Origin of the sequence: Streptomyces spinosisporus (assembly GCF_022698145.1) — a bacterium.
Classification (GTDB): Bacteria; Actinomycetota; Actinomycetes; order Streptomycetales; family Streptomycetaceae; genus Streptomyces; species Streptomyces spinosisporus.
In genome coordinates this window covers 175,778-197,178 of record NZ_JALDAX010000016.1, presented here as the reverse complement: position 1 = coordinate 197,178, position 21,401 = coordinate 175,778, and the positions used below count along the sequence as shown (strand labels likewise).

At 71.7% G+C, this 21,401-nt stretch carries 16 protein-coding genes; 4 read left to right on the top strand and 12 right to left on the bottom strand.

What is annotated here, in order from left to right; all coding sequences use genetic code 11:
* Positions 1–240: 240 nt before the first annotated feature.
* From MQN93_RS33755 to thyX, 3 genes are all read right to left on the bottom strand, one after another.
* Entirely contained in the window at positions 241–1,926 is a 1,686-nt protein-coding gene (locus tag MQN93_RS33755; protein WP_016432297.1) for a ribonuclease J, read from the bottom strand.
* A gap of 143 nt (positions 1,927–2,069) precedes the next feature.
* Positions 2,070–2,969, bottom strand: a complete 900-nt coding sequence (gene dapA, locus MQN93_RS33750) for a 4-hydroxy-tetrahydrodipicolinate synthase (RefSeq protein WP_242712522.1) — start codon at positions 2,967–2,969, stop codon at positions 2,070–2,072.
* Between the two features lie 211 nt (positions 2,970–3,180).
* On the bottom strand, positions 3,181–3,885 hold the full coding sequence (gene thyX, locus MQN93_RS33745; protein WP_242712528.1) for an FAD-dependent thymidylate synthase: 705 nt from the start codon (positions 3,883–3,885) through the stop codon (positions 3,181–3,183).
* Between the two features lie 223 nt (positions 3,886–4,108).
* Between thyX and MQN93_RS33740 the strand changes: the two genes are divergently transcribed.
* Together MQN93_RS33740 and MQN93_RS33735 are read left to right on the top strand one after the other, a co-directional pair.
* Positions 4,109–4,345: a hypothetical protein gene (locus MQN93_RS33740; protein ID WP_016432300.1), complete on the top strand. Its 237-nt coding sequence runs from the start codon at positions 4,109–4,111 to the stop codon at positions 4,343–4,345.
* 90 nt (positions 4,346–4,435) lie between these two features.
* Positions 4,436–4,990: an SCO5741 family PH domain-containing membrane protein gene (locus MQN93_RS33735; protein WP_242712521.1), complete on the top strand. Its 555-nt coding sequence runs from the start codon at positions 4,436–4,438 to the stop codon at positions 4,988–4,990.
* A 119-nt stretch (positions 4,991–5,109) separates the two neighbouring features.
* Here MQN93_RS33735 and MQN93_RS33730 read toward each other — a convergent pair whose 3' ends face one another.
* The 5 genes from MQN93_RS33730 to rpsO all read right to left on the bottom strand — a co-directional run bounded on the left by MQN93_RS33730 (position 5,110) and on the right by rpsO (position 10,595).
* Complete coding sequence (locus MQN93_RS33730) at positions 5,110–5,562, bottom strand: tetratricopeptide repeat protein (RefSeq protein WP_016432302.1); 453 nt, start codon at positions 5,560–5,562, stop codon at positions 5,110–5,112.
* 13 nt (positions 5,563–5,575) lie between these two features.
* Positions 5,576–6,328 carry a 4-hydroxy-tetrahydrodipicolinate reductase gene (gene dapB, locus MQN93_RS33725; protein WP_016432303.1) on the bottom strand — a complete coding sequence of 251 codons (753 nt, stop codon included), beginning with the start codon at positions 6,326–6,328 and terminating at the stop codon, positions 5,576–5,578.
* A gap of 45 nt (positions 6,329–6,373) precedes the next feature.
* The gene (locus MQN93_RS33720; RefSeq protein ID WP_016432304.1) at positions 6,374–7,753 is read right to left on the bottom strand and encodes a M16 family metallopeptidase; all 1,380 of its coding nucleotides are present in this window, start codon (positions 7,751–7,753) and stop codon (positions 6,374–6,376) included.
* On the bottom strand, positions 7,750–9,969 hold the full coding sequence (locus MQN93_RS33715; protein WP_016432305.1) for a polyribonucleotide nucleotidyltransferase: 2,220 nt from the start codon (positions 9,967–9,969) through the stop codon (positions 7,750–7,752). Before MQN93_RS33715 ends, MQN93_RS33720 begins: the two co-directional genes overlap by 4 nt.
* A gap of 338 nt (positions 9,970–10,307) precedes the next feature.
* Complete coding sequence (rpsO, locus tag MQN93_RS33710) at positions 10,308–10,595, bottom strand: 30S ribosomal protein S15 (protein WP_016432306.1); 288 nt, start codon at positions 10,593–10,595, stop codon at positions 10,308–10,310.
* A gap of 321 nt (positions 10,596–10,916) precedes the next feature.
* On the opposite strand from rpsO, the gene MQN93_RS33705 reads away from it, so the two are divergent.
* Together MQN93_RS33705 and MQN93_RS33695 are read left to right on the top strand one after the other, a co-directional pair.
* Positions 10,917–11,216: a DUF397 domain-containing protein gene (locus tag MQN93_RS33705; protein ID WP_242712520.1), complete on the top strand. Its 300-nt coding sequence runs from the start codon at positions 10,917–10,919 to the stop codon at positions 11,214–11,216.
* A 356-nt stretch (positions 11,217–11,572) separates the two neighbouring features.
* Entirely contained in the window at positions 11,573–15,085 is a 3,513-nt protein-coding gene (locus tag MQN93_RS33695) for an SCO5717 family growth-regulating ATPase (RefSeq protein ID WP_308404478.1), read from the top strand.
* Positions 15,086–15,163: 78 nt separating this feature from the next.
* On the opposite strand, the gene MQN93_RS33690 is transcribed toward MQN93_RS33695, so the two are convergent.
* The 4 genes from MQN93_RS33690 to rbfA all read right to left on the bottom strand — a co-directional run bounded on the left by MQN93_RS33690 (position 15,164) and on the right by rbfA (position 21,378).
* Positions 15,164–16,111, bottom strand: coding sequence for a bifunctional riboflavin kinase/FAD synthetase (locus MQN93_RS33690; protein WP_242712518.1), 948 nt, complete (start codon positions 16,109–16,111; stop codon positions 15,164–15,166).
* Between the two features lie 126 nt (positions 16,112–16,237).
* A complete protein-coding gene (locus MQN93_RS33685) occupies positions 16,238–19,750 on the bottom strand; it encodes a trypsin-like peptidase domain-containing protein (RefSeq protein ID WP_242712517.1) in 3,513 nt (1,170 codons plus the stop codon).
* A gap of 279 nt (positions 19,751–20,029) precedes the next feature.
* Positions 20,030–20,935, bottom strand: coding sequence for a tRNA pseudouridine(55) synthase TruB (truB, locus tag MQN93_RS33680; RefSeq protein WP_242712516.1), 906 nt, complete (start codon positions 20,933–20,935; stop codon positions 20,030–20,032).
* Positions 20,932–21,378, bottom strand: a complete 447-nt coding sequence (gene rbfA, locus MQN93_RS33675) for a 30S ribosome-binding factor RbfA (protein WP_242712515.1) — start codon at positions 21,376–21,378, stop codon at positions 20,932–20,934. The genes truB and rbfA overlap by 4 nt, the downstream gene beginning before the upstream one ends.
* Between the last annotated feature and the right edge of the window lie 23 nt (positions 21,379–21,401).

Sequence of the window (21,401 nt, the reverse complement as noted above, 5' to 3'; positions counted from 1 at the left end):
TTTCCGACTCTATCAGACCGTTTTCCGATCCGATTTCCTCGGTGCTTTCCAGGTTTCCGCTTGCGCGTTTCCCTTTCCGGCGGACCCGACTTTATCAGAGGTTCTGAGTCGGATTTCCCGCCCCCCAACGGGGACTGGTTCCGGCGCACGAGGCGTCCGGGTTCCCGTTCAGGCGGAGCCGTAAACGTACTGGAGCGGGGCGCCTCGATGCAAATCGAGGCGCCCCGCTGCCAGTTGGCGTCAGACCTCCACCACTACCGGAAGGATCATCGGCCTGCGGCGATAGGTGTCGGAGACCCACTTGCCGAGGGTGCGGCGGATGAGCTGTTGGAGCTGGTGCGGCTCCACGACCCCGTCCTGGGCCGACCGTTCGAGCACCTCGGTGATCCTCGGGATCACGTCGGCGAAGGCCGAGTCCTCGATGCCCGAACCGCGGGCCTGGACATGCGGACCGCCGGTGATCTTGCCGGTGGACGAGTCCACCACCACGAAGACGGAGATGATGCCCTCGTCACCGAGGATCTTGCGGTCCTTCAGGGCGGGTTCGCCGACGTCGCCGACGGAGAGGCCGTCGACGTAGACATAGCCCGCCTGGACCTTGCCCGAGATTTTCGCCTTGCCCTCGATGAGATCGACGACCACGCCGTCCTCGGCGATGACGATGCGGTCGTGCGGGACGCCGGTGAGGGCGCCCAGTTCGGCGTTGGCGCGCAGATGGCGCCATTCGCCGTGGACCGGCATCAGGTTCTTCGGGCGGCAGATGTTGTAGAAGTACAGGAGCTCGCCGGCCGAGGCGTGGCCCGAGACGTGCACCTTGGCGTTGCCCTTGTGGACGACGTTGGCGCCCCAGCGGGTCAGGCCGTTGATCACGCGGTAGACCGCGTTCTCGTTGCCGGGGATGAGGGACGACGCCAGGATCACCGTGTCGCCGTCGACGATGCGGATCTGGTGGTCGCGGTTGGCCATCCGGGACAGGGCGGCCATCGGTTCGCCCTGCGAGCCCGTGCAGACCAGGACCACCTCGGAGTCGGGGAGGTCGTCGAGCGTCTTGACGTCGACCACCAGGCCCGGGGGGACCTTCAGATAGCCCAGGTCACGGGCGATGCCCATGTTCCGGACCATCGAGCGACCGACGAAGGCGACCCGGCGGCCGTACTCGTGGGCCGCGTCCAGGATCTGCTGGATGCGGTGGACGTGGCTGGCGAAGCTCGCCACGATGATCCGCTTGCGGGCGCCGGCGAAGACCTGGCGCAGCACGTTCGAGATGTCGCGCTCGGGCGGGACGAAGCCCGGTACCTCGGCGTTCGTCGAGTCGGCGAGGAGCAGGTCGATGCCTTCCTCGCTGAGCCGAGCGAAGGCGTGCAGGTCCGTGAGGCGGTGGTCCAGCGGCAGCTGGTCCATCTTGAAGTCGCCGGTGTGCACGGCCATGCCGGCCGGGGTGCGGACGGCGACGGCGAGGGCGTCCGGGATCGAGTGGTTGACCGCGACGAACTCGCAGTCGAAGGGGCCCACCCGCTCGCGGTGTCCCTCGGCCACCTCGAGGGTGTACGGACGGATGCGGTGCTCCTGGAGCTTCGCCTCGATCAGGGCGAGGGTCAGCTTGGAGCCGATCAGCGGGATGTCCGGCTTCTCCCGCAGGAGGTAGGGGACACCGCCGATGTGGTCCTCGTGGCCGTGTGTGAGGACGATGCCGTCGATGTCGTCGAGGCGGTCCCGGATGGACGTGAAGTCCGGCAGGATCAGGTCGATTCCGGGCTGCTCCTCCTCGGGGAAGAGCACTCCGCAGTCGACGATCAGAAGGCGGCCGCCGTACTCGAAGACCGTCATGTTCCGGCCGATCTCGCCGAGACCGCCGAGTGGGGTGACCCGCAGGCCGCCCTCGGGGAGCGGCGGCGGCGGGCCGAGTTCAGGATGCGGATGACTCAAAAGACTCTCCTCACCACACGCGCCACGTACCGGTTGGGGCACGTGGCGCGCATGACGTTCGTGCATGAGCAGTTGTCGTTGTGGGGTGCAGGCACCGGTGGCCTGCCTATTCAGTTGTGAAGCCTGTGGTGCCAAGTCTGGTGTTAGAGCTGTACCCCGCCGGCAGCAAGATCGATCTTGAGTTGGGCGATCTCCTCCGGCGTGCACTCGACCATGGGGGCGCGCAGGGGCCCGGCGGGCAGACCCTGCAGGGCGAGAGCCGCCTTGGTCGTCATGACTCCCTGGGTGCGGAACATGCCTGTGTAGACGGGGAGCAGCTTCTGGTGGATCTCGGTCGCCTTCTGTACGTCACCCGAGACGAAGGCGTCGACGAGGGCGCGCAGGTCGGGCGTGACGACGTGGCCGACGACCGAGACGAAGCCGACGGCGCCCACGGAGAGCAGCGGCAGGTTGAGCATGTCGTCGCCGGAGTACCAGGCGAGGCCGGAGCGGGCGATGGCCCAGCTGGAGCGGCCGAGGTCGCCCTTGGCGTCCTTGTTGGCGACGATGCGCGGGTGCTCCGCGAGCCGTACGAGCGTCTCGGTGTTGATCGGGACGCCGCTGCGGCCGGGGATGTCGTAGAGCATCACCGGCAGTTCGGCGGCGTCGGCGACGGCCCTGAAGTGCTGGTACAGGCCCTCCTGCGGGGGCTTGTTGTAGTACGGGGTGACGACGAGGAGGCCATGGGCGCCGACGCGCTCGGCGGACCGGGCCAGCTCGATGCTGTGGTGGGTGTCGTTGGTTCCGACGCCCGCGACCACGTGGGCCCGGTCGCCTACGGCCTCCACGACCGCCCGTACGAGGTCCGCTTTCTCCGCGTTGCTGGTGGTGGGGGACTCACCGGTGGTGCCGTTGATGATCAGGCCGTCGTTGCCTGCGTCCACCAGGTGGGTGGCGAGCCGCTGTGCGCCGTCGAGGTCGAGAGCGCCGTCCGCCGTGAAGGGCGTGACCATGGCGGTGAGGACCCTCCCGAAGGGGGTCTGCGGAGTGGAGGTCGGAGCCATGGGTAACACGCTACTCGCTGCTCCGTGTGCGGTCTGCCCTAGGGGTGCGGGATAAGTCCGGACAAATGCGGAGCCCGGTACTGCCTGCTCGGGGGTTCAAGCAGTACCGGGTCCGTTTGATCAGGCTAGATGAACTTCTCTAAATGCCGCAATACGGACACTTCGCCAGACTGACCCGTACGTCTGTGCCCCGCCACGGAACACGGACGCGCTACGGCGCCACTCGGCCGTTCGCGTTGAAGGCGGCGTGGGTGAGCGGCATCAGCCGGGCCCACTCCTCCTCCATCCTCTCGCCGACCATCTCGATCTCGCGCTGCGGGAAGGACGGGACCTTCGCCAGTTCGTGCTGGGTGCGCAGGCCGAGGAAGTGCATCAGCGAACGGGCGTTGCACGTGGCGTACATGGAGGAGAAGAGGCCGACCGGAAGGGCCGCACGGGCGACCTCGCGGGCCACGCCCTCCGCGAGGAGCTTCTGGTAGGCCGTGTACGCCTGCTCGTAGGTCTCCGACAGCACGCTGGTCACCGTGGCGTGCTGCGCCGGGGTGCCCTCGACGAAGACGTACTTGCCCGGGCGGCCCTCCTGCACGAGCTTGCGCGACTCGCCGGGGACGTAGAAGACCGGCTCGAGCTCGCGGTAGCGGCCGGACTCCTCGTTGTACGACCAGCCCACGCGGTGCCGCATGAACTCGCGGAAGACGAAGATCGGGGCGCTGATGAAGAAGGTCATCGAGTTGTGCTCGAAGGGGCTGCCGTGCCGGTCGCGCATCAGGTAGTTGATCAGTCCCTTGGAGCGCTCGGGGTCCTTCTGGAGCTCCTCCAGGGACTGCTCGCCCAGGGTCGAGACGCGGGCGGCAAAGAGGACATCGGCATCCGATGCGCTGGATTTGACCAGCTCGACGGTGACATCACTGCGCATGTACGGCTTGGGGGCGTCGCCGGAGGTCACGGGAGTCCTTCCATCACGTCTTGGGTTCGCGCCCACTGTACGGGGAGCGCCACGCCGCCGGGGCTGGACCTGATTCCTGTGACTTGTCGGGAATAGGGCACCTTTTGGTGCGCTCGGCCGTCTGTGTAGATGACAGGCATTCGTTCGATGCCCCGGATTCGACCCCGGACCCCAGAAGGGAGACCCACCGGCCATGTCTCGTCGGCGCGAGCCCGTCCCGTTCGCCTTTGTCGCCGCGGCCGACAGGTTCCGCAGCAATGTCACACCCCCGCCCCGCGAGCGGGCGTCCCTCGGTCAGATAGCCGGGCGCTGGCTGCTCGGGCTCACCCTCGTCGCCGGGCTCGTGGGCGCGCTGGTCCTCGGCACGCCGGCGCTGTCCACCGACGCCGGCACACCGGCTCAGCAGTCCCAGGCCTCTCAGGGACGCTGACTCCATCGGACCCCCCAAGGTGGTGAGCTGGGACACAGCCGGATAGCCTCACCGGGCACAGCCCACGCATGGATTGAGTGAGGACAAGCCGTGCCCCTGCCCTTCCTGACGGCCGACCGCGCTTTCGAGACAGCCGACGACCTCGCGCTGCCGTATCACGACCGCGATCGCTGGCGGCGTCCCTACCGTCCCGGCCCGTGGCGGGTGGGCGCGGCGGCGCTGTGGCTGCTGCTCGCCTCGTTCGTCCTGTTCGCGGCGGTCATCATCGCGTTCACCGCTTCCGCCGCCGAGGCGGCCGTGATCTTCGGCATCGCCCTGGCCGTCATCGTGTGCGCGCTGCGGCTGCTGCGCATGGGCGCGTGGGTGAGTGCACGGGGGCTGCGCCATGTGACCTTCTTCGGCACGCGTACGACGCCCTGGGAGCGGGTCGTCACGGTGCGGACGGCGCAGCAGCCGGTGCGCTGGCTCGGGCTGCCGCGGACCGTGCAGGGCCAGGCGCTCGTTCTCGTACGCCGGGACCGTGCGGAGCAGGACGCGCAGGTGCTGATGACCACGCACAACGCCGACTTCCTTGCGCGGCAAGGGTCGTTCGACCGGGCGGCGGACACGATCGAGGCGTGGGCGGCGGAGCACGGACGACGCTGACACCCAGCGCTCACAGCGCTCACAGCACTCACAGCACTCACACGGTCGCACGAAGGGGCCGGCCCGCGACGAACGCGGGTCGGCCCCTTCGGCGTACATGAGTGAGCACGCGCGGACGATCAGGCTTCGAGGGTCCTGCCGTCGTGCAGTGCGATCGCCCGCTGCATCGCCTTGCGGGCGCGTGGGGTGTCGCGGGCGTCGTGGTAGGCGACGGCGAGCCGGAACCAGCTGCGCCAGTCGTCGGGGGCCGCCTCGGTCTCGGCCTTGCGCTTGGCGAAGACCTCGTCGGCCGACTCCCGGTCGATGCGTCCGCCGGGCGTGCGCTTGAGCTCGTCGACGGGCAGACCGCCCTCGGCGTCCAGCTCGGCGGCGAGGGCGTTGGCCCTGCGGACGAACTGGGTGTTCTTCCACAGGAACCACAGGCCGATCACCGGCAGGATCAGCACGGCCACGCCGAAGGTGATCGTGATGACCGTGCCGGACTGGATGAGCATGACGCCGCGGCTGCCGACCAGGACGAAGTAGAAGACGAGGACGGCGGCCGTTATGGCGTAGGAGATCTTCGCGCGCATGAGGATCGGTGGCTCAGCTCATGCCCAGGAAGTGTTCCAGGCCGAAGGTCAGGCCCGGAGTCGTCACCACGCGGCGGGCGCCGAGCAGGATGCCCGGCATGAAGCTGCTGTGGTGCAGGGAGTCGTGGCGGATCGTCAGCGTCTCCCCCTCGCCGCCGAGCAGGACCTCCTGGTGGGCGAGCAGGCCGCGCAGCCGGACCGAGTGCACCGGGACGCCGTCGACGGTCGCGCCGCGCGCGCCGTCCAGGGCCGTCGCCGTCGCGTCCGGCGCGGGCGGCGAGTCGGCCTGCCTGCGGGCCTCTGCGATCAGCTGGGCCGTGCGCGTGGCGGTGCCGGACGGAGCGTCGACCTTCTTCGGGTGGTGCAGCTCGATGACCTCGACGGACTCGAACCAGGGCGCGGCGAGCTGGGCGAACTTCATGGTGAGGACGGCGCCGATGGAGAAGTTGGGCGCGATCAGCACACCCGTCTCCGGGGAGGCGGCCAGCCAGTCCTTGAGCTGCGTGAGGCGCTCCTCGGTCCAGCCCGTGGTGCCGACGACCGCGTGGATGCCGTGCTCCAGGCAGTACTCGAGGTTGCCCATCACCGAGTCCGGTGTGGTCAGTTCGACCACGACCTGGGCGCCGGTCACGGCCAGCGTCTCCAATTCGTCACCCCGGCCGAGGGCGGCCACCAGCTCCATGTCCTCGGCCGCCTCGACGGCCCGGACCGCCTCGGAACCGATGCGCCCCTTCGCACCGAGGACCGCCACGCGCAGCTTGCTCATCTCTTCTGCTTCCTTGAGGGAGTTGTCGAAGACGGGTGTCGGACGTCAGGCGACGGCGTCCTGCAGACGCGCGGCCTGCTTGTCCTTCAGCGGGCCGATGACCGACAGCGAAGGCCGCCGTCCCAGGATGTCGCGGGCGACCGCGCGGACGTCGTCCGGGGTGACCGAGGCTATCCGGGTCAGCATGTCGTCGACGGACATCTGCTCGCCCCAGCACAGCTCGCTCTTGCCGATACGGTTCATCAGCGCGCCCGTGTCTTCGAGGCCCAGGACCGTGGAGCCGCGGAGCTGGCCGATGGCGCGGCCGATCTCCTCGTCGGACAGGCCGTGCTCGGCGACATGGTCGAGCTCGTCGCGGCAGATCTTCAGCACGTCGTGGACCTGTGAGGGCCGGCAGCCGGCGTAGACGCCGAACAGGCCGCAGTCGGCGAAGCCCGAGGTGTACGAGTACACGCTGTAGGCCAGGCCGCGCTTCTCGCGGACCTCCTGGAACAGGCGGGAGGACATGCCGCCGCCGAGGGCGGTGTTCAGCACGCCGAGTGCCCAGCGGCGCTCGTCCGTGCGGGCGAGGCCCGGCATGCCGAGGACGACATGCGCCTGTTCGGTCCTGCGGTCGAGCAGTTCGACGCGGCCCGCGGTGCGGATGGTGCGGCGGCCGTCGCGCGGGGCGACGGGAACCGCGTCGGCGTCCTTGAGGGCGCCCGCCTTCTCGAAGGCGGCACGGACCTGGCGTACGACCTTCTGGTGGTCGACGTTGCCCGCGGCCGCCACGACCAGGTGGGTCGGGTCGTAGTGCTTCTTGTAGAAGCGGCGGATGCGGTCGGCGGTGAGGGCGTTGACCGTGTCGACGGTGCCGAGGACCGGGCGGCCGAGGGCGTTGTCGCCGAACATCGTGTGCGCGAAGAGGTCGTGCACGCAGTCGCCCGGGTCGTCCTCGGTCATGGCGATCTCTTCGAGGATCGCGCCCCGCTCGACGTTGACGTCGTCTTCGAGGATGAGCGAGCCCGTCAGCATGTCGCAGACGACGTCGATGGCGAGGGGCAGGTCGGTGTCGAGCACGCGCGCGTAGTAGCACGTGTACTCCTTGGCCGTGAACGCGTTCATCTCGCCGCCGACCGCGTCGACGGCGGCAGAGATGTCGAGCGCGGACCTGCGGGTGGTGCCCTTGAAGAGCAGGTGCTCCAGGTAGTGCGTGGCGCCGTTCAGGGCCGGCGTCTCGTCGCGGGAGCCTACGTGCGCCCAGATGCCGAAGGTCGCGGAGCGGACCGAGGGCAGGGTCTCGGTGACGATGCGCAGACCTCCCGGGAGGGTGGTCTTGCGGACCGTGCCGATGCCATTCTCGCCCTTGATGAGGGTTTGGGTACGGGCGACGGCCCGCGCCTCCGAGGAGGTGCGGGCCGTCGCCTCGAAGCCACGTGGCGTCACTTGTCGCCGTCGTCCTTCTTGTCGGCGTCGTTCTCTTCGCCCTCGATGACCGGGATCAGGGAGAGCTTGCCGCGGGAGTCGATCTCGGCGATCTCGACCTGGACCTTCTGGCCCACGCCGAGGACGTCCTCGACGTTCTCCACGCGCTTGCCGCCCGCGAGCTTGCGGATCTGCGAGATGTGCAGCAGACCGTCCTTGCCCGGGAGCAGCGACACGAACGCGCCGAAGGTCGTCGTCTTCACGACGGTGCCCAGGTAGCGCTCGCCGACCTCCGGCATGGTCGGGTTGGCGATGCCGTTGATCGTCGTACGGGCGGCCTCGGCGGCCGGGCCGTCGGCGGCACCGATGTAGATGGTGCCGTCGTCCTCGATCGTGATCTCGGCGCCGGTGTCCTCCTGGATCTGGTTGATCATCTTGCCCTTGGGGCCGATGACCTCACCGATCTTGTCCACGGGGATCTTGACCGTGATGATCCGCGGGGCGTTCGGGGACATCTCGTCCGGCGTGTCGATCGCTTCCATCATCACGTCAAGGATGTGGAGGCGGGCGTCACGGGCCTGCTTGAGGGCGGCGGCCAGGACGGAGGCGGGGATGCCGTCCAGCTTGGTGTCGAGCTGGAGGGCGGTCACGAACTCCTTGGTGCCGGCGACCTTGAAGTCCATGTCGCCGAAGGCGTCCTCCGCACCGAGGATGTCGGTGAGGGTGACGTAGTGCGTCTCGCCCTCGATCTCCTGGGAGATCAGGCCCATGGCGATACCGGCGACGGGGGCCTTCAGCGGCACACCGGCGTTCAACAGCGACATGGTGGAGGCGCAGACCGAGCCCATGGACGTCGAGCCGTTGGAGCCGAGGGCCTCGGACACCTGACGGATCGCGTACGGGAACTCCTCGCGCGTGGGCAGCACCGGCACCAGCGCGCGCTCGGCGAGGGCGCCGTGGCCGATCTCGCGGCGCTTCGGGGAGCCGACGCGGCCGGTCTCACCGGTGGAGTACGGCGGGAAGTTGTAGTTGTGCATGTAGCGCTTGCGGGTCACCGGCGAGAGGGTGTCCAGCTGCTGCTCCATGCGGAGCATGTTCAGCGTGGTGACGCCCAGGATCTGGGTCTCGCCGCGCTCGAACAGCGCCGAGCCGTGCACCCGCGGGATGGCCTCGACCTCGGCGGCCAGCGTGCGGATGTCGGTGACACCGCGGCCGTCGATGCGCTTCTTCTCCTTGATGACGCGCTCACGGACCAGGGTCTTGGTCAGCGAGCGGTACGCGGCGGAGATCTCCTTCTCGCGGCCCTCGAACTCCGGCAGGAGCTTCTCGGCGGCAAGCCCCTTGACGCGGTCCAGCTCGGCCTCGCGCTCCTGCTTGCCGGCGATGGTGAGCGCCTGGGCGAGCTCGGGCTTGACGGCGGCGGTCAGCGCCTCCAGGACGTCGTCCTGGTAGTCGAGGAAGATCGGGAACTCGCCGGTGGGCTTGGCGGCCTTGGCGGCGAGGTCCGACTGGGCCTTGCAGAGCACCTTGATGAAGGGCTTCGCGGCCTCGAGACCGGCGGCGACGACCTCCTCGGTGGGCGCCTCGGCGCCGCCCTTGACGAGCTGGATGGTCTTCTCGGTGGCCTCGGCCTCGACCATCATGATCGCGACGTCGCCGTCCTCCAGGACGCGGCCGGCGACCACCATGTCGAAGACGGCGTCCTCGAGCTCGGTGTGCGTCGGGAACGCGACCCACTGGCCGTTGATCAGGGCGACGCGGGTGCCGCCGATCGGGCCGGAGAAGGGCAGACCGGCCAGCTGCGTGGACGCGGACGCGGCGTTGATCGCCACGACGTCGTACAGGTGGTCGGGGTTGAGGGCCATGATCGTCTCGACGACCTGGATCTCGTTGCGCAGGCCCTTCTTGAAGGACGGGCGCAGCGGGCGGTCGATCAGACGGCAGGTGAGGATGGCGTCCTCGGAGGGACGGCCCTCACGGCGGAAGAAGCTGCCGGGGATCTTGCCGGCGGCGTACATCCGCTCCTCGACGTCCACCGTGAGGGGGAAGAAGTCGAGCTGGTCCTTGGGGTTCTTGGAGGCGGTGGTGGCCGACAGCACCATGGTGTCGTCGTCCAGATACGCCACGGCGGAGCCGGCGGCCTGCTTGGCCAGGCGGCCCGTCTCGAAGCGGATGGTGCGGGTGCCGAAGGAGCCGTTGTCGATGACGGCCTCGGCGTAGTGGGTCTCGTTCTCCACTAGCGTTTTCTCCTCGTCTTCGTCCCTCCTCGCCCGTGTGGCGGGGGGACGGTTGCGGAGAAGCGCGCCGTGCTGTGCGGGCCGGTCTTCGATCGAAGCACCCGGGGTTCGCATTCTCCCGGGGGCCACTACCGAGGACCGGCGGCGGCGAGGCTGCACTTCTCCTCGTTCGTCGTGTGACGGCGGCCTGCCCCGATGGGCACGGCCCGTCACTCTGTGTCGTACGTATTGCGTTGTGCTACCACACTACAAAGCGGCAGTGACACTCCGCACGTTTCCGTACGTACGGCAAAGGGAGCGGTTCCCACACTCACGGGAACCGCTCCCTTCACGGCGTCTTACTTGGCGCCCGCCGCACCGCGGCGGATGCCCAGGCGGTCGACCAGCGTACGGAAGCGCTGGATGTCCTTCTTCGCCAGGTACTGCAGCAGGCGACGGCGCTGACCGACCAGGATCAGCAGACCACGGCGGGAGTGGTGGTCGTGCTTGTGGGTCTTGAGGTGCTCGGTCAGGTCCGAGATCCGGCGCGAGAGCATGGCGACCTGGACCTCGGGGGAGCCGGTGTCGCCCTCCTTCTGGCCGAACTCGGCGATGATCTGCTTCTTCGTGGCGGCGTCGAGCGACACTCGTACTCCTCGTAGTCTTCTGAAATGGCCACCGAGTGCCCCCGGTCTGTGTCTCGGGGGAGCTTCCGTTACTCGGGAGGCGGGGATCCGCTGGGCGCGGCCTCCAGGGCCGGCAGGTGAACCTGCGGTGGCTCCGGGGGTGCGTACACAAACGGCCGTCCATCAGGGTACCAGCCAGTCGACGGCACCTTCGCCACGGTTCGCGAGGGCGGGGGAATGCCCGGGAAAAGGCGGAGGGCGGTACAGGGGCGGCCACTAGTGTGAGCGCACAGATCGTTGGCGTACGCCGGGACGCGTACGCAGGGAAGGAGTCACTGCGGCATGGCGGAGACCGAAGAGCAGATCAAGGCGCGCAAGGAGCGGGAGCGGGACGAGCTCTACGCCCTGGACATCTCGGACGTGGAGTGGCGCAGCGCACCCGGCACGGAGGAGCACGAGGAGCGGGTCGAGATCGCCAACCTTCCCGGCGGGGCCGTCGCCATGCGCTCCTCGCTCGACCCCGGCACCGTGCTGCGTTACACCGAGGCCGAGTGGCGGGCCTTCGTCCTCGGCGCCCGGGACGGCGAGTTCGACCTGGAGGCACCGGCGCCGCGCAACGACGAGCAGGCCGCGGAGGCGTAGCGCCGTCAGCGGGCTTGTGCGGTACGGCAGTTCGGGATCGGCCGTGACCGCTTCCCTTCACGTTGCGTGCGGCGCGTTCACGAGAGACGCCCGTTTTGTTCACCAATACGTGGGCTGCGTATGCCACTTCTGCGCTGAATGTGACGTAACGGTCGTGTGCCCAGGGGCGGACGGGCCTGCCGTGCTGAGGCTACTGGCGATTAGGCTGGGACGAGTGCGCGTCGCCGACCGGTGGACCAGGTGGCGGCGCCTCAGGGGGAGAGCCGGTGATTTCGGACGACCTCAGAACGACACAGGACGACAGCAAGGGTCGCCCCAGCACGGCATGAGGGTGCTCGAGCACACCAGGAGGAATTGTGAGCAGCGATCGGGACGGGATCCGCGGGGGCTGGGCCACACCCGGCGATGACCAGCCCGACGCGGAGTCCGCCGTCGAGACGACGGGCGAGTTCACCATCGACTACGCACCACCTGCCTGGTACACGCAGAACGCGTCGGAGAAGTCGGAGAAGTCGGAGAACTCCGGCAGCTCCGAGAACTCCGAGCCCTCGGAGAACAACGCGGGCAGCGGGGGCGGAGGCGGTACGTCCGGTACGTCCCACGCCTCCGGCCCCGGCAGTGCGTCGTCCGGTGCGCCGGCGGCTCCGAGCGCCTCGGGGTCTCCCTCCGACTTCTCGCTCTCCTCGCTGCCGGGGCTGAGCCCGCCGGCCCACTCGATGCAGAGGCGTACGTCCTCCGACGGCCCGGCCGCTGCTCCGGCGCCCGCGCCCGGGGCTCCGTTCACGCCACCTCCGCCTCCGCCGGCACCCGCCCCGGGGGCTCCTTTCACGCCGCCGGCTCCCGCTCCGGGTGCGCCCTTCACACCGCCCGCGCCGCCTGCGGCGTCCGCACCCGCTGCGCCGCCTGCTCCTCCTGCGCCCCCTGCGCCGCCGAGCGGTGGTCCGGGGGCGGTGCCCAAGCTTCCGGTGGGGAGCGGGTTCGAGCCTCAGCCGTCGGGGGACGCTCCGGCGGGCGGGTTCCCGTCGCAGTCCCCCGAGGAGGAGTCCGGGAACGGCGACCTGGAGAGCGGCGCCACCATGCGGTTCTCCTCCGTCGCGCTCAAGCGGGAGATCGCGGAGCGCGCCGCTGCCGCCGAGGCCGAGGCCAAGCTGTGGCAGCCGGACGGGGGTGACGCGCCCAGCGCGGAGCCTGACGCGGTCGGCGGCACGGACGAGGAGGGGGCCGAGGCAGAAGCTGGGGCCGAGGCCGAGGCCGAGACCGAGGCCGAGGTTGGAGCGCCGGGCGATGACGTCGCGGTGACGGACGCTCCCGCGTCTGCGGAGAGTGAGGCCGCCGCCGAGGACGATGCCGTCACGGCCGACGACGGACATGTGGGCGACGGGAGCGACGCGAGCGACGGGGACGCCTCGGGCGACGTGGACGTGCTCCCCGAGTCCTCTGCCGAATCCGCCTCGTCCGCCGAGTCCGGTGAGTCCGCCGAATCCGCCGACGCGCCCGCGGAAGGCGAGGACGCCGCACTCGAGGAGGACGCCCCGGAAGAGGCGGCTGCGGACGAGGCCGAGCCGGAGGACGAACCCTCCGACGCCGTGCCCGCGGACGCGGTCCCCCAGGGCGGGGAGCCTGAGGACGCCGTGGCTTCCCAGGGTGGTGAGTCCCCGGCCGAGGAGCCGCAGGACGCCGTCCCGGGTACGGCCGAGGCCCCGCAGGACGCACCGCCCGCCTGGACTCCCCCGCCGGCGCCGCAGGGCGGGCTCCCGCCGCTGCCTCCGTCGTACCAGCCCGCCGCGCCCGGTCCCGCGGCCCAGTGGCCGGTGCAGCCGCAGCAGACCCAGCCGGGTCAGCAGCCGGAGCCGACGGCGCCCGCACCGCAGCAGCCCGCGGCCGCCGCACCGGGTCAGCCGCCCGTGCCGCCGCAGCAGCCGCACTTCCAGCCGCAGGCTCCGCAGCCGGCCCCCGCCGCCTGGAACCAGCCGCAGCCCCCGGCCGCTCCGCAGCCCGCACCGGCGCCCGTACCCGACCCGCAGGGCGGCTACGGCTTCCCGCAGCCGGGCACCCCCACGCCCGCCGCCCCGCCAAACCCCAACTCCCCCGCCCAGCCCGGCGGTTACGGCTTCCCGCAGGGCCAGGCCCAGCCGCAGCCGGGCGCCCCCGCGCCCGCCGCCCCACCGAACCCCAACTCCCCCGCCCAGCCCGGCGGTTACGGCTTCCCGCAGGGCCAGGCCCAGCCGCAGCCGAACGCCCAGGCACCCCAGCCCACGCCGCCTGCCCCGCCGGCCCCCACCGCACCGGGCGGGTACGGCTTCCCGCAGCCCGGCGCAGCCCCGCACGGCCAGCCCCAGCCCAACCCGCAGACGCCGCAGCCCCCGCAGCAGCCCGCCCCGCCCGCTCCCAACACCCCCGGCGGATACGGCTTCCCGCAGCCCGGCGCAGCCCTGCAGGGCCAACCCCAGCCCAACCCGCAAGCGCCCCAGGCACCACAGGCACCCCAGGCGCCGCAGGCCCCCCAGCCCCCGCAGCAGCCCGTGGACCCGCGGGTCGGGGCCGCGTGGCCGCAGCCCGTGCAGCACGATCAGCGGCAGATGACCAACCCCGGTGCCGCGCCGCTGGGTTACACCGCCGCCGTGGAGCTGTCGAGCGATCGCCTGCTCAACAAGAAGCAGAAGGCGAAGAGTGGGCGGCCCGCGGCCACGCCGAGCCGGTTCAAGATCGGCGGGAAGAAGGAGGAGGCCGAGCGGAACCGCAAGCTCGAGCTGATCCGGACGCCCGTGCTGTCCTGCTACCGCATCGCGGTCATCAGCCTCAAGGGCGGTGTCGGCAAGACCACGACCACCACCGCGCTCGGCGCCACGCTCGCCACCGAGCGGCAGGACAAGATCCTCGCGATCGACGCCAACCCGGACGCCGGCACGCTCGGCCGCCGGGTCCGGCGCGAGACCGGGGCCACCATCCGTGACCTCGTCCAGGCGATCCCGTACCTCAACTCGTACATGGACATCCGGCGGTTCACGTCCCAGGCCCCCTCGGGGCTGGAGATCATCGCCAACGACGTCGACCCGGCCGTCTCCACGACCTTCAACGACGAGGACTACCGGCGCGCCATCGACGTGCTCGGCAGGCAGTACCCGATCATCCTGACCGACTCCGGCACCGGTCTGCTCTACAGCGCCATGCGCGGTGTGCTCGACCTCGCCGACCAGCTCATCATCATCTCGACGCCGTCGGTGGACGGTGCGAGCAGCGCCAGTACGACCCTGGACTGGCTGTCCGCGCACGGCTACGCCGACCTGGTGTCGCGGTCCCTCACCGTCATCTCCGGTGTGCGCGAGACCGGCAAGATGATCAAGGTGGAGGACATCGTCAGCCACTTCGAGACGCGGTGCCGCGGGGTCGTGGTCGTGCCCTTCGACGAGCACCTCGCCGCCGGTGCCGAGGTCGATCTCGACATGATGCGGCCCAAGGTGCGGGAAGCGTACTTCAACCTCGCGGCGATGATCGCCGAGGACTTCGTACGGCATCAGCAGATGCACGGCCTGTGGACCTCCGACGGCAACCCGCCGCCGGTCGCCGCCCCGCCGATGCCGGGCCAGCCGTACGCCCCCGGCCAGCCGGTACCCGGACAGCAGGCGCCCGGTCAGCCGGGGCCCTACCCGCAGGCGCCCCAGCCCCCGCAGCCCGGTCAGCCCTACGCCCCGGGTCAGCCCTATCCGCAGCAGGGCCAGCCGCCCGCGCAGCCGGGTCAGCCCGGCCGGCCCGGGCAGCAGTACCCGCAGGCCCCGGGCCAGCCGTACCCGCAGCCCGGTCAGCCCCAGCCGCCTCAGCCGGGTCAGCCCGGCTACGGCTACCCGCAGAATCCGCCGCCGCAGCAGTAGCCGTAGCCGTAGCGCGTGAACGGCGAAGGGCGGCCGGTGCCTGTGAGCACCGGCCGCCCTTCGGCGTCGTAGGGGTGGCTACTCGGCGGCGGCCACGAGCTCCCGGCAGCGCTTGACGTCCTCGGCCATCTGCTCCAGCAGGGCCTCCAGCGACTCGAACTTCGCCTGGCCGCGCACGAAGGCGAGGAAGTCGACGGCGACGTGCAGGCCGTACAGATCCAGGCTCACACGGTCGATGGCGTACGCCTCCACCGTGCGCTCGGTGCCGTCGAACTGCGGGTTCGTGCCGACGGAGATCGCGGCCGGCATCACCTCGCCCTGGGCGTGCAGCCAGCCGGCGTAGACGCCGTCGGCGGGGATCGCGGTGTGGGGCAGGGTCTCGACGTTGGCCGTCGGGAAGCCCAGTTCGCGGCCGCGCTGGGCGCCGCGCACCACGACGCCCTCCACGCGGTGCGGGCGGCCGAGGATCTCCGCCGCGCCCGCGACGTCGCCCTCGGCGACCAGGCGCCGGGTCAGGGTGGAGGAGAAGGGCTCCCCGCCGCCCGCCTCGCCGGTCACGTACAGGTCGACGACCTCGACCTCGTAGTCGTACACCTTGCCCTGCTCGGCGAGGAAGTCGACGTTGCCCGCCGCCTTGTGGCCGAAGCGGAAGTTCGGGCCCTCGACGACGGCCCTGGCGTGCAGCTTGTCGACCAGGACCTTGACCACGAAGTCGGCCGGCGACAGCTTCGAGAACTCGGTGGTGAAGGGCAGGATGAGGACGGCGTCCACGCCCAGGTCCGCCATCAGCTCGGCGCGCCGGTGGTGCGGGGCGAGCAGCGGCGGGTGGCTGCCCGGGCGGACGACCTCGCTGGGGTGCGGGTCGAAGGTGACGACGACGGAGGGAACGCCCAGCTCACGCGCGCGGTCCACGGCATGCCTGATGATCAGCTGGTGCCCGCGGTGGACGCCGTCGTAGGACCCGATGGTGACGACGCTGCGCCCCCAGTCCTCGGGGATGTCCTCCAAGCCACGCCAGCGCTGCACTGTGACCGCTCCTCGAACCCGTGTCCGTGTCCATCGACGTCTTACGCAGGTCTAAGGGTGCCATGCCGGACGCGGACCGCCCTCATCGGCATGGGGGCTGTGACCCGACGCACGCGCGTGCACGGCTCAGACGGGTACGTGGACGCCCGAGAGGTTCTCGATCATCCGGCGTGTGCTGGGCCCCACCACGGCCGCCCAGGCCTGCGGCGTGTCCGCCAGCCAGCCGGCCGTACGGGCGGCGAAGCCCGGCACGTGCCGGGCCAGTTCGACCAGGCCGCGGTCGAAGCGGGCCGCGCCGTCCGGGGTGCGGACGAGGAGCAGGCCGGTGCGGTGCACCAGGTCGCGCGCGTCGTCGCCGCCGTGCCGGCCGGCGGCGTGCAGCAGGGCGTCCAGGACGGCGGGGGCGTGTTCGTGCGTCAGCAGGAAGTCGAGGAGTTCGCGGCGCAGAAGGCGGGACGCGGGGGCGCCGGGTCCGGCGAGCACCGCGGCGAGAGCGGTCCGCACCTCTTCGGGACCGCCGTCCAGGAGGCCGGTGACCAGCGGGAAGAGCACGGCCCGGGCGGCCGGTCCCTGATCGAGCCCGCGGTCGACGTAGGCGGCCACGTCGGCGGCGGTCTCCGGGCGCCGCTCCACCGCGTCCCGCACCAGTGCGGCGACCCGGCGTGCGAGCGGGGGCGTGGTCACGTCGGCGAGCGTGCGCAGCGCCCGGCCCGCGTCCGGCCTGCGCAGCCGGTCGCGGAAGGCGTCGAGGACGGGCTCCGGGTGGGTGGCGAGCGCCGGGACCAGTGCGTTCGGCGGGAAGTGCGGGTCGTCGGCGGCGAAGTGCCGCAGGGCTTGCGGGAGATGGCGGGCACGCGTGCGTGGATCGCGCACGAGAAGGGCGAGCGCGCCGCCGTGCAGGGTGCAGTCGGCGGGGTCGGCGAGCAGGGCGAGCGCCGCGTAGCGCAGCAGTTCGCGGTCGGCCTCGGTGCGGATGTGCGGAGCGGCGCGCAGGCCGTACGCCACGGCCGCCACGCGCCGCGCGGGCCGTTCGTCGTGCGCCCAGCGGTCGACGGCCCGGCACACGGCCGAGGGCTCGTCCTCCGCGAGCACGGCGAGCAGTTCGTCCGCCCGCCGGTGCGCGCATCCGACGAGCACCTCGGTCAGTTCGTCCAGGGCGAGCCGCCGGTGGGTGTGCAGCAGCGCCTGCGCCGCCTTCGCGACACTCGCGTGCGGGGTCGCGGGCAGCGGGCGGTCGTCGTCGAACCAGTCCGCGAGGAGGGGCTGTACGGCGGTGGGGTCCGCGGCCAGGAGGCGGGAGACGGCGTCGAGGAACCGGGGGCCGGGCTCCTGGGGCGGGCCGTCGGCGAGGAGGAGATGGCGCAGCAGACCGAGCCGTTCGCTCCGCGGGAGCGGCAGGGCGGTCCAGAAGCCGGGGCCGAAGGCGGTCGGGACGGGCGGGACCGCCGGGGCGGGCGGGCGACCAGGCGTCGCCGCAGGGGACTTGGGGATGTCCTGACCGCGCGCCGCCACGACCCGGTCGGCGAGCATCCGCAGGACGGGCAGATACGGCGTGGCGTCCGGCACGCGCAGCAGCGTCTCGGTGAGGAGGCGGGCGGCCCACCAGGAGTGCGGGTCCCTGTCCAGGGCGTGCGTCAACTCCCGCAGAAGCGCGGTCAGTCGGGGAGCTCCGTGCTGGCGGGCGAGCAGCAGCAGTGCCTGCACGACGGGGCCGATGCGGTGGTGCGGCACGGAGAGCAGGCCGTCGTCGCCGGGGGTGCGGTCGCGGTGGACCAGCGTCTGCAGGGCCTCCCCGAGGTCGAGGTGCATGCCCTGGATCCAGTCGGCGAGCTCCTCGTGGGCGAAGCGGTAGCCGCTGCCGGCCGGGACGAGCAGGCCCTCGGTGAGGACGGCGGACGCCCAGCCGGTGCCGCCGCCGAGCCGTGCGGGGGCCTGCCCCCACGGGAACACCGCCTCGAAGGTCTCCCGGTCCAGCTCGCCCTGCCCGGGGCCGAGGCTGCGCCGGGCTGCCTCGTGCACCTGTCCGGCGACCCTGGCCGCGAGACGGCGTACGGCGGTGCCGCGCAGGCCGTTCTCGGCGGCCAGCCGGACGGCGATGCGCAGGCACATCAGGTCGAGGTGGGCCGCGAAGACCTCGTCGCGGTCCACGCGCGTGTGCGGAGCGTCCGGGAGGGCGGCGCGGACCTCCGAGAGCAGCCGGAGGGTGAGCGGGTGGCGCGCGTCGGACTCCTCCAGGGCGCCCTCGGGGATGCCGTACCGCGCGCGTGCGGTGCGGGCCTCGTCCTCGCGCAGGTCACCGAGGCGTACGCAGGCCGGGAGCCCGCCCGGGTCGGACTCCCCGTGCAGGGTCTCCTGCGGGAACTCGGCCCCCGCCCGCTCCCAGTACTCCGCCCTGCACGCCACCACCAGCCGCGCCCCCGTCCGGCGCAGCCAGTCCGCCGTCCCCCGCGTCCACTCCCGCAGACGGTGCGCCAGTACGGGCGGCATCTCCTCGGGGCCGTCCAGGAGGAGCAGCAGCGGGCGGTCCGCGGCGCGGGCCACGTCGGCCACGAGTTCGGGGGTGAGGTCGCCGAGGTCCGAGGTGCCGGCGGTGCCGGACGCCGCAACGATGCGGGCGGCGCGGGCGAGCGCCCGGCCGACGGCGTCGGCGACCGAGGTGTCCTCGTCGGTGAGGTCGGCGCCGCGCAGCCACAGGGTCGGGGCCGGTTCGACTCCGCCGTGGCGGCGGGCGGCGAGCGCGGCGAGTTCGGTCGTACGGCCGCTTCCGGGTGGGCCGACGAGGCCGAGGACGGCGGCCGGGCCGCGGCCGAAGGCGGCGAACTCCCCTGCCGTTGCGGCCCGTTCGACCGGCGGGACCGTCTCGCCCGCCTGTCCCGCCAGGGCGCCCGGCGGCCCGTCCTGACCCACCGAGGTGGCGGTGAGTTCCAGGACGCCGGCCAGGTTCAGGTCGGCGCCGTAGGCGGGCACCGTCGCCGCGTTCCGGGCGAGGAGGTCGGCGAGCGGGCCGCTCGGCGCGGGGCGGAGCGTGACGGCGAAGCCCACGTCGCGGTGGCCGGACTGCAGGGCGGTGCCGAGGACGCCGACGACGGCGCCGGTGACCGTGTCCAGCACCGGTCCTCCGGCCGCTCCGCCGCCGAGCCGCAGCGCGTCCCGGCCGTCCGTGCCGATCGCCAACTCCAGTGCGTCGTCCAGGAGATGGAAGCGGTCGGTGGCCGCGTACGTCACGGAGGTCTCGGCGAGCACCCGTGCCTCGCGCCAGCATCCGGCGAGGATGCGCACATAGGTGCCCGTCTCGACCCGGTCCCGCACGGTGACCGGCAGCGGGCCCACGCCGAGCCCCTCCGTGCGGACGAGGGCCAGGTCCAGGGCGGGCAGCGGGGTCACCGCCTCCGCGGTCACCAGGCAGGTGCGGTCGTCGGCGGTGTGCAGGACGAGTCTGGCGAGACCGTCGACGGCCTCGTGGCTGGTGATCAGGGTGCCGTGGTGGTCGGCCATGAAGCCGGTGCCCCGGGGGCGGCCGGCGAGGTCGTGGATGCGGACCAGGGCGGGGTCCCGCGCGGGCCGCTCCGTGGCCCGTCCCTCGCGCCCGCTGTCCCCCGGCCGGTGTCCGCTCCCGCTGCGCGGGCCCCGTCCCGCCATGGCCGAACCTCCCCGCCGTACACCTGTGCCCACACCTCGACGTTAGGCGCGGTGTGATCAGCGGGACAGATCGAGCCGCGAACGCGCCCCCTTCCGCTCCCTCGGTTCACTCCGAGCGCCTGCCCGGACGGGTGAACAGACGGGGGTGGGTGGATACACCCTAGGGGTGGGGGAACCGAGGGGGACCGTGGAGCGGCGGCACAACCCCGTGATCGCCGCTCCACGGGCAGCCGGCCCCGGTCTGGCGCGGCAGCGCGTCAGCCGAGGACGGCGAGGCCCTCAGCCGAAGACGGCCAGGCTCTTCGCCTTGCCCTTGTGCTCCTCGACGAGCGCGAGGAAGCGCCCCTCGGGGTCGAAGACGGCCACGGGACCGCGGCCGGCGTACATCTCGGGCATGTCCAGGCGTACGCCGTTGGTGAGCAGCCGGGCCCGCCGCTCGTCCACGTCCCAGCGCGGGAACGCGGCCGCGGCCGCCTCGGCGATCGGCAGCACGGTCAGCTCCTGCTGCAGCTGGTCCAGCGTGCGGGCGCCGTCCAGCTTGTAGGGGCCGACGCGGGTGCGGCGCAGGGCGGTGAGATGGCCGCCGACGCCCAGACCCGCACCCAGGTCCCGGGCCAGGGCCCGGATGTAGGTGCCGGAGGAGCAGACGACGGACACCACCAGGTCCAGCACCGGGGTGCCGTCCTCGGCGACCGCCTCGCGCATGTCGTACACCGCGAAGGACGAGACGGTGACCGGCCGGGCCGGGATCTCGAAGTCCTCGCCCTCACGGGCGCGTTTGTACGAGCGCACACCGTCGATCTTGATGGCGCTCACCTTCGACGGGACCTGCATGATCTCGCCGGTCAGCTCGGCGATCCGGGCGTCGACGGCCTCGCGGGTGACCTTCGAGGCGTCGTACGACCCCGTGATCTCGCCCTCGGCGTCGTCCGTGACCGTCGTCTGCCCGAGGCGGATCGTGCCCAGGTACTCCTTCTCGGTCAGCGCGAGGTGACCGAGCAGCTTGGTGGCCCGCTCGACGCCGAGGACGAGCACGCCCGTCGCCATGGGGTCGAGGGTGCCCGCGTGCCCGACGCGGCGGGTGCGGGCGATGCCGCGCATCTTGGCGACCACGTCGTGCGAGGTGAAGCCCGACGGCTTGTCGACGACGACAAGCCCGTCGGGCGTCCGGTTCTGCTGGGTCATTCGGCGGCGTCGTCCTCGTCCTCGCCCGGCTTCCGGTACGGGTCGGCCTCACCGGCGTAGCTGGCGCCGGCCGAGACCTCGCGCACCTTGGCGTCGGACTGCCGCGCCTTGTCGAGGAGGTCCTCGATGGTGCGGGCGGTGTCCGGCAGGGCGTCGGCCACGAAGGTCAGCGTCGGGGTGAACTTCACGCCCGCCGCCGCACCGACCGCGGAACGGAGCACGCCCTTGGCGCTCTCCAGACCGGCGGCCGCGGCGACCCGCTCCTCGTCGTCCCCGTACACCGTGTAGAAGACAGTCGCCTCCCGCAGGTCTCCGGTGACCCGGGTGTCCGTGATGGTGACGTGCGAACCGAGCCGCGGGTCCTTGATCCCGCGCTGCAGCTTCTGGGCCACCACCTCCCGGATGAGGTCCGCCAGCCTTTTGGCACGCGCGTTGTCGGCCACTGGTCCGTCTCCTTAAGTGCTTA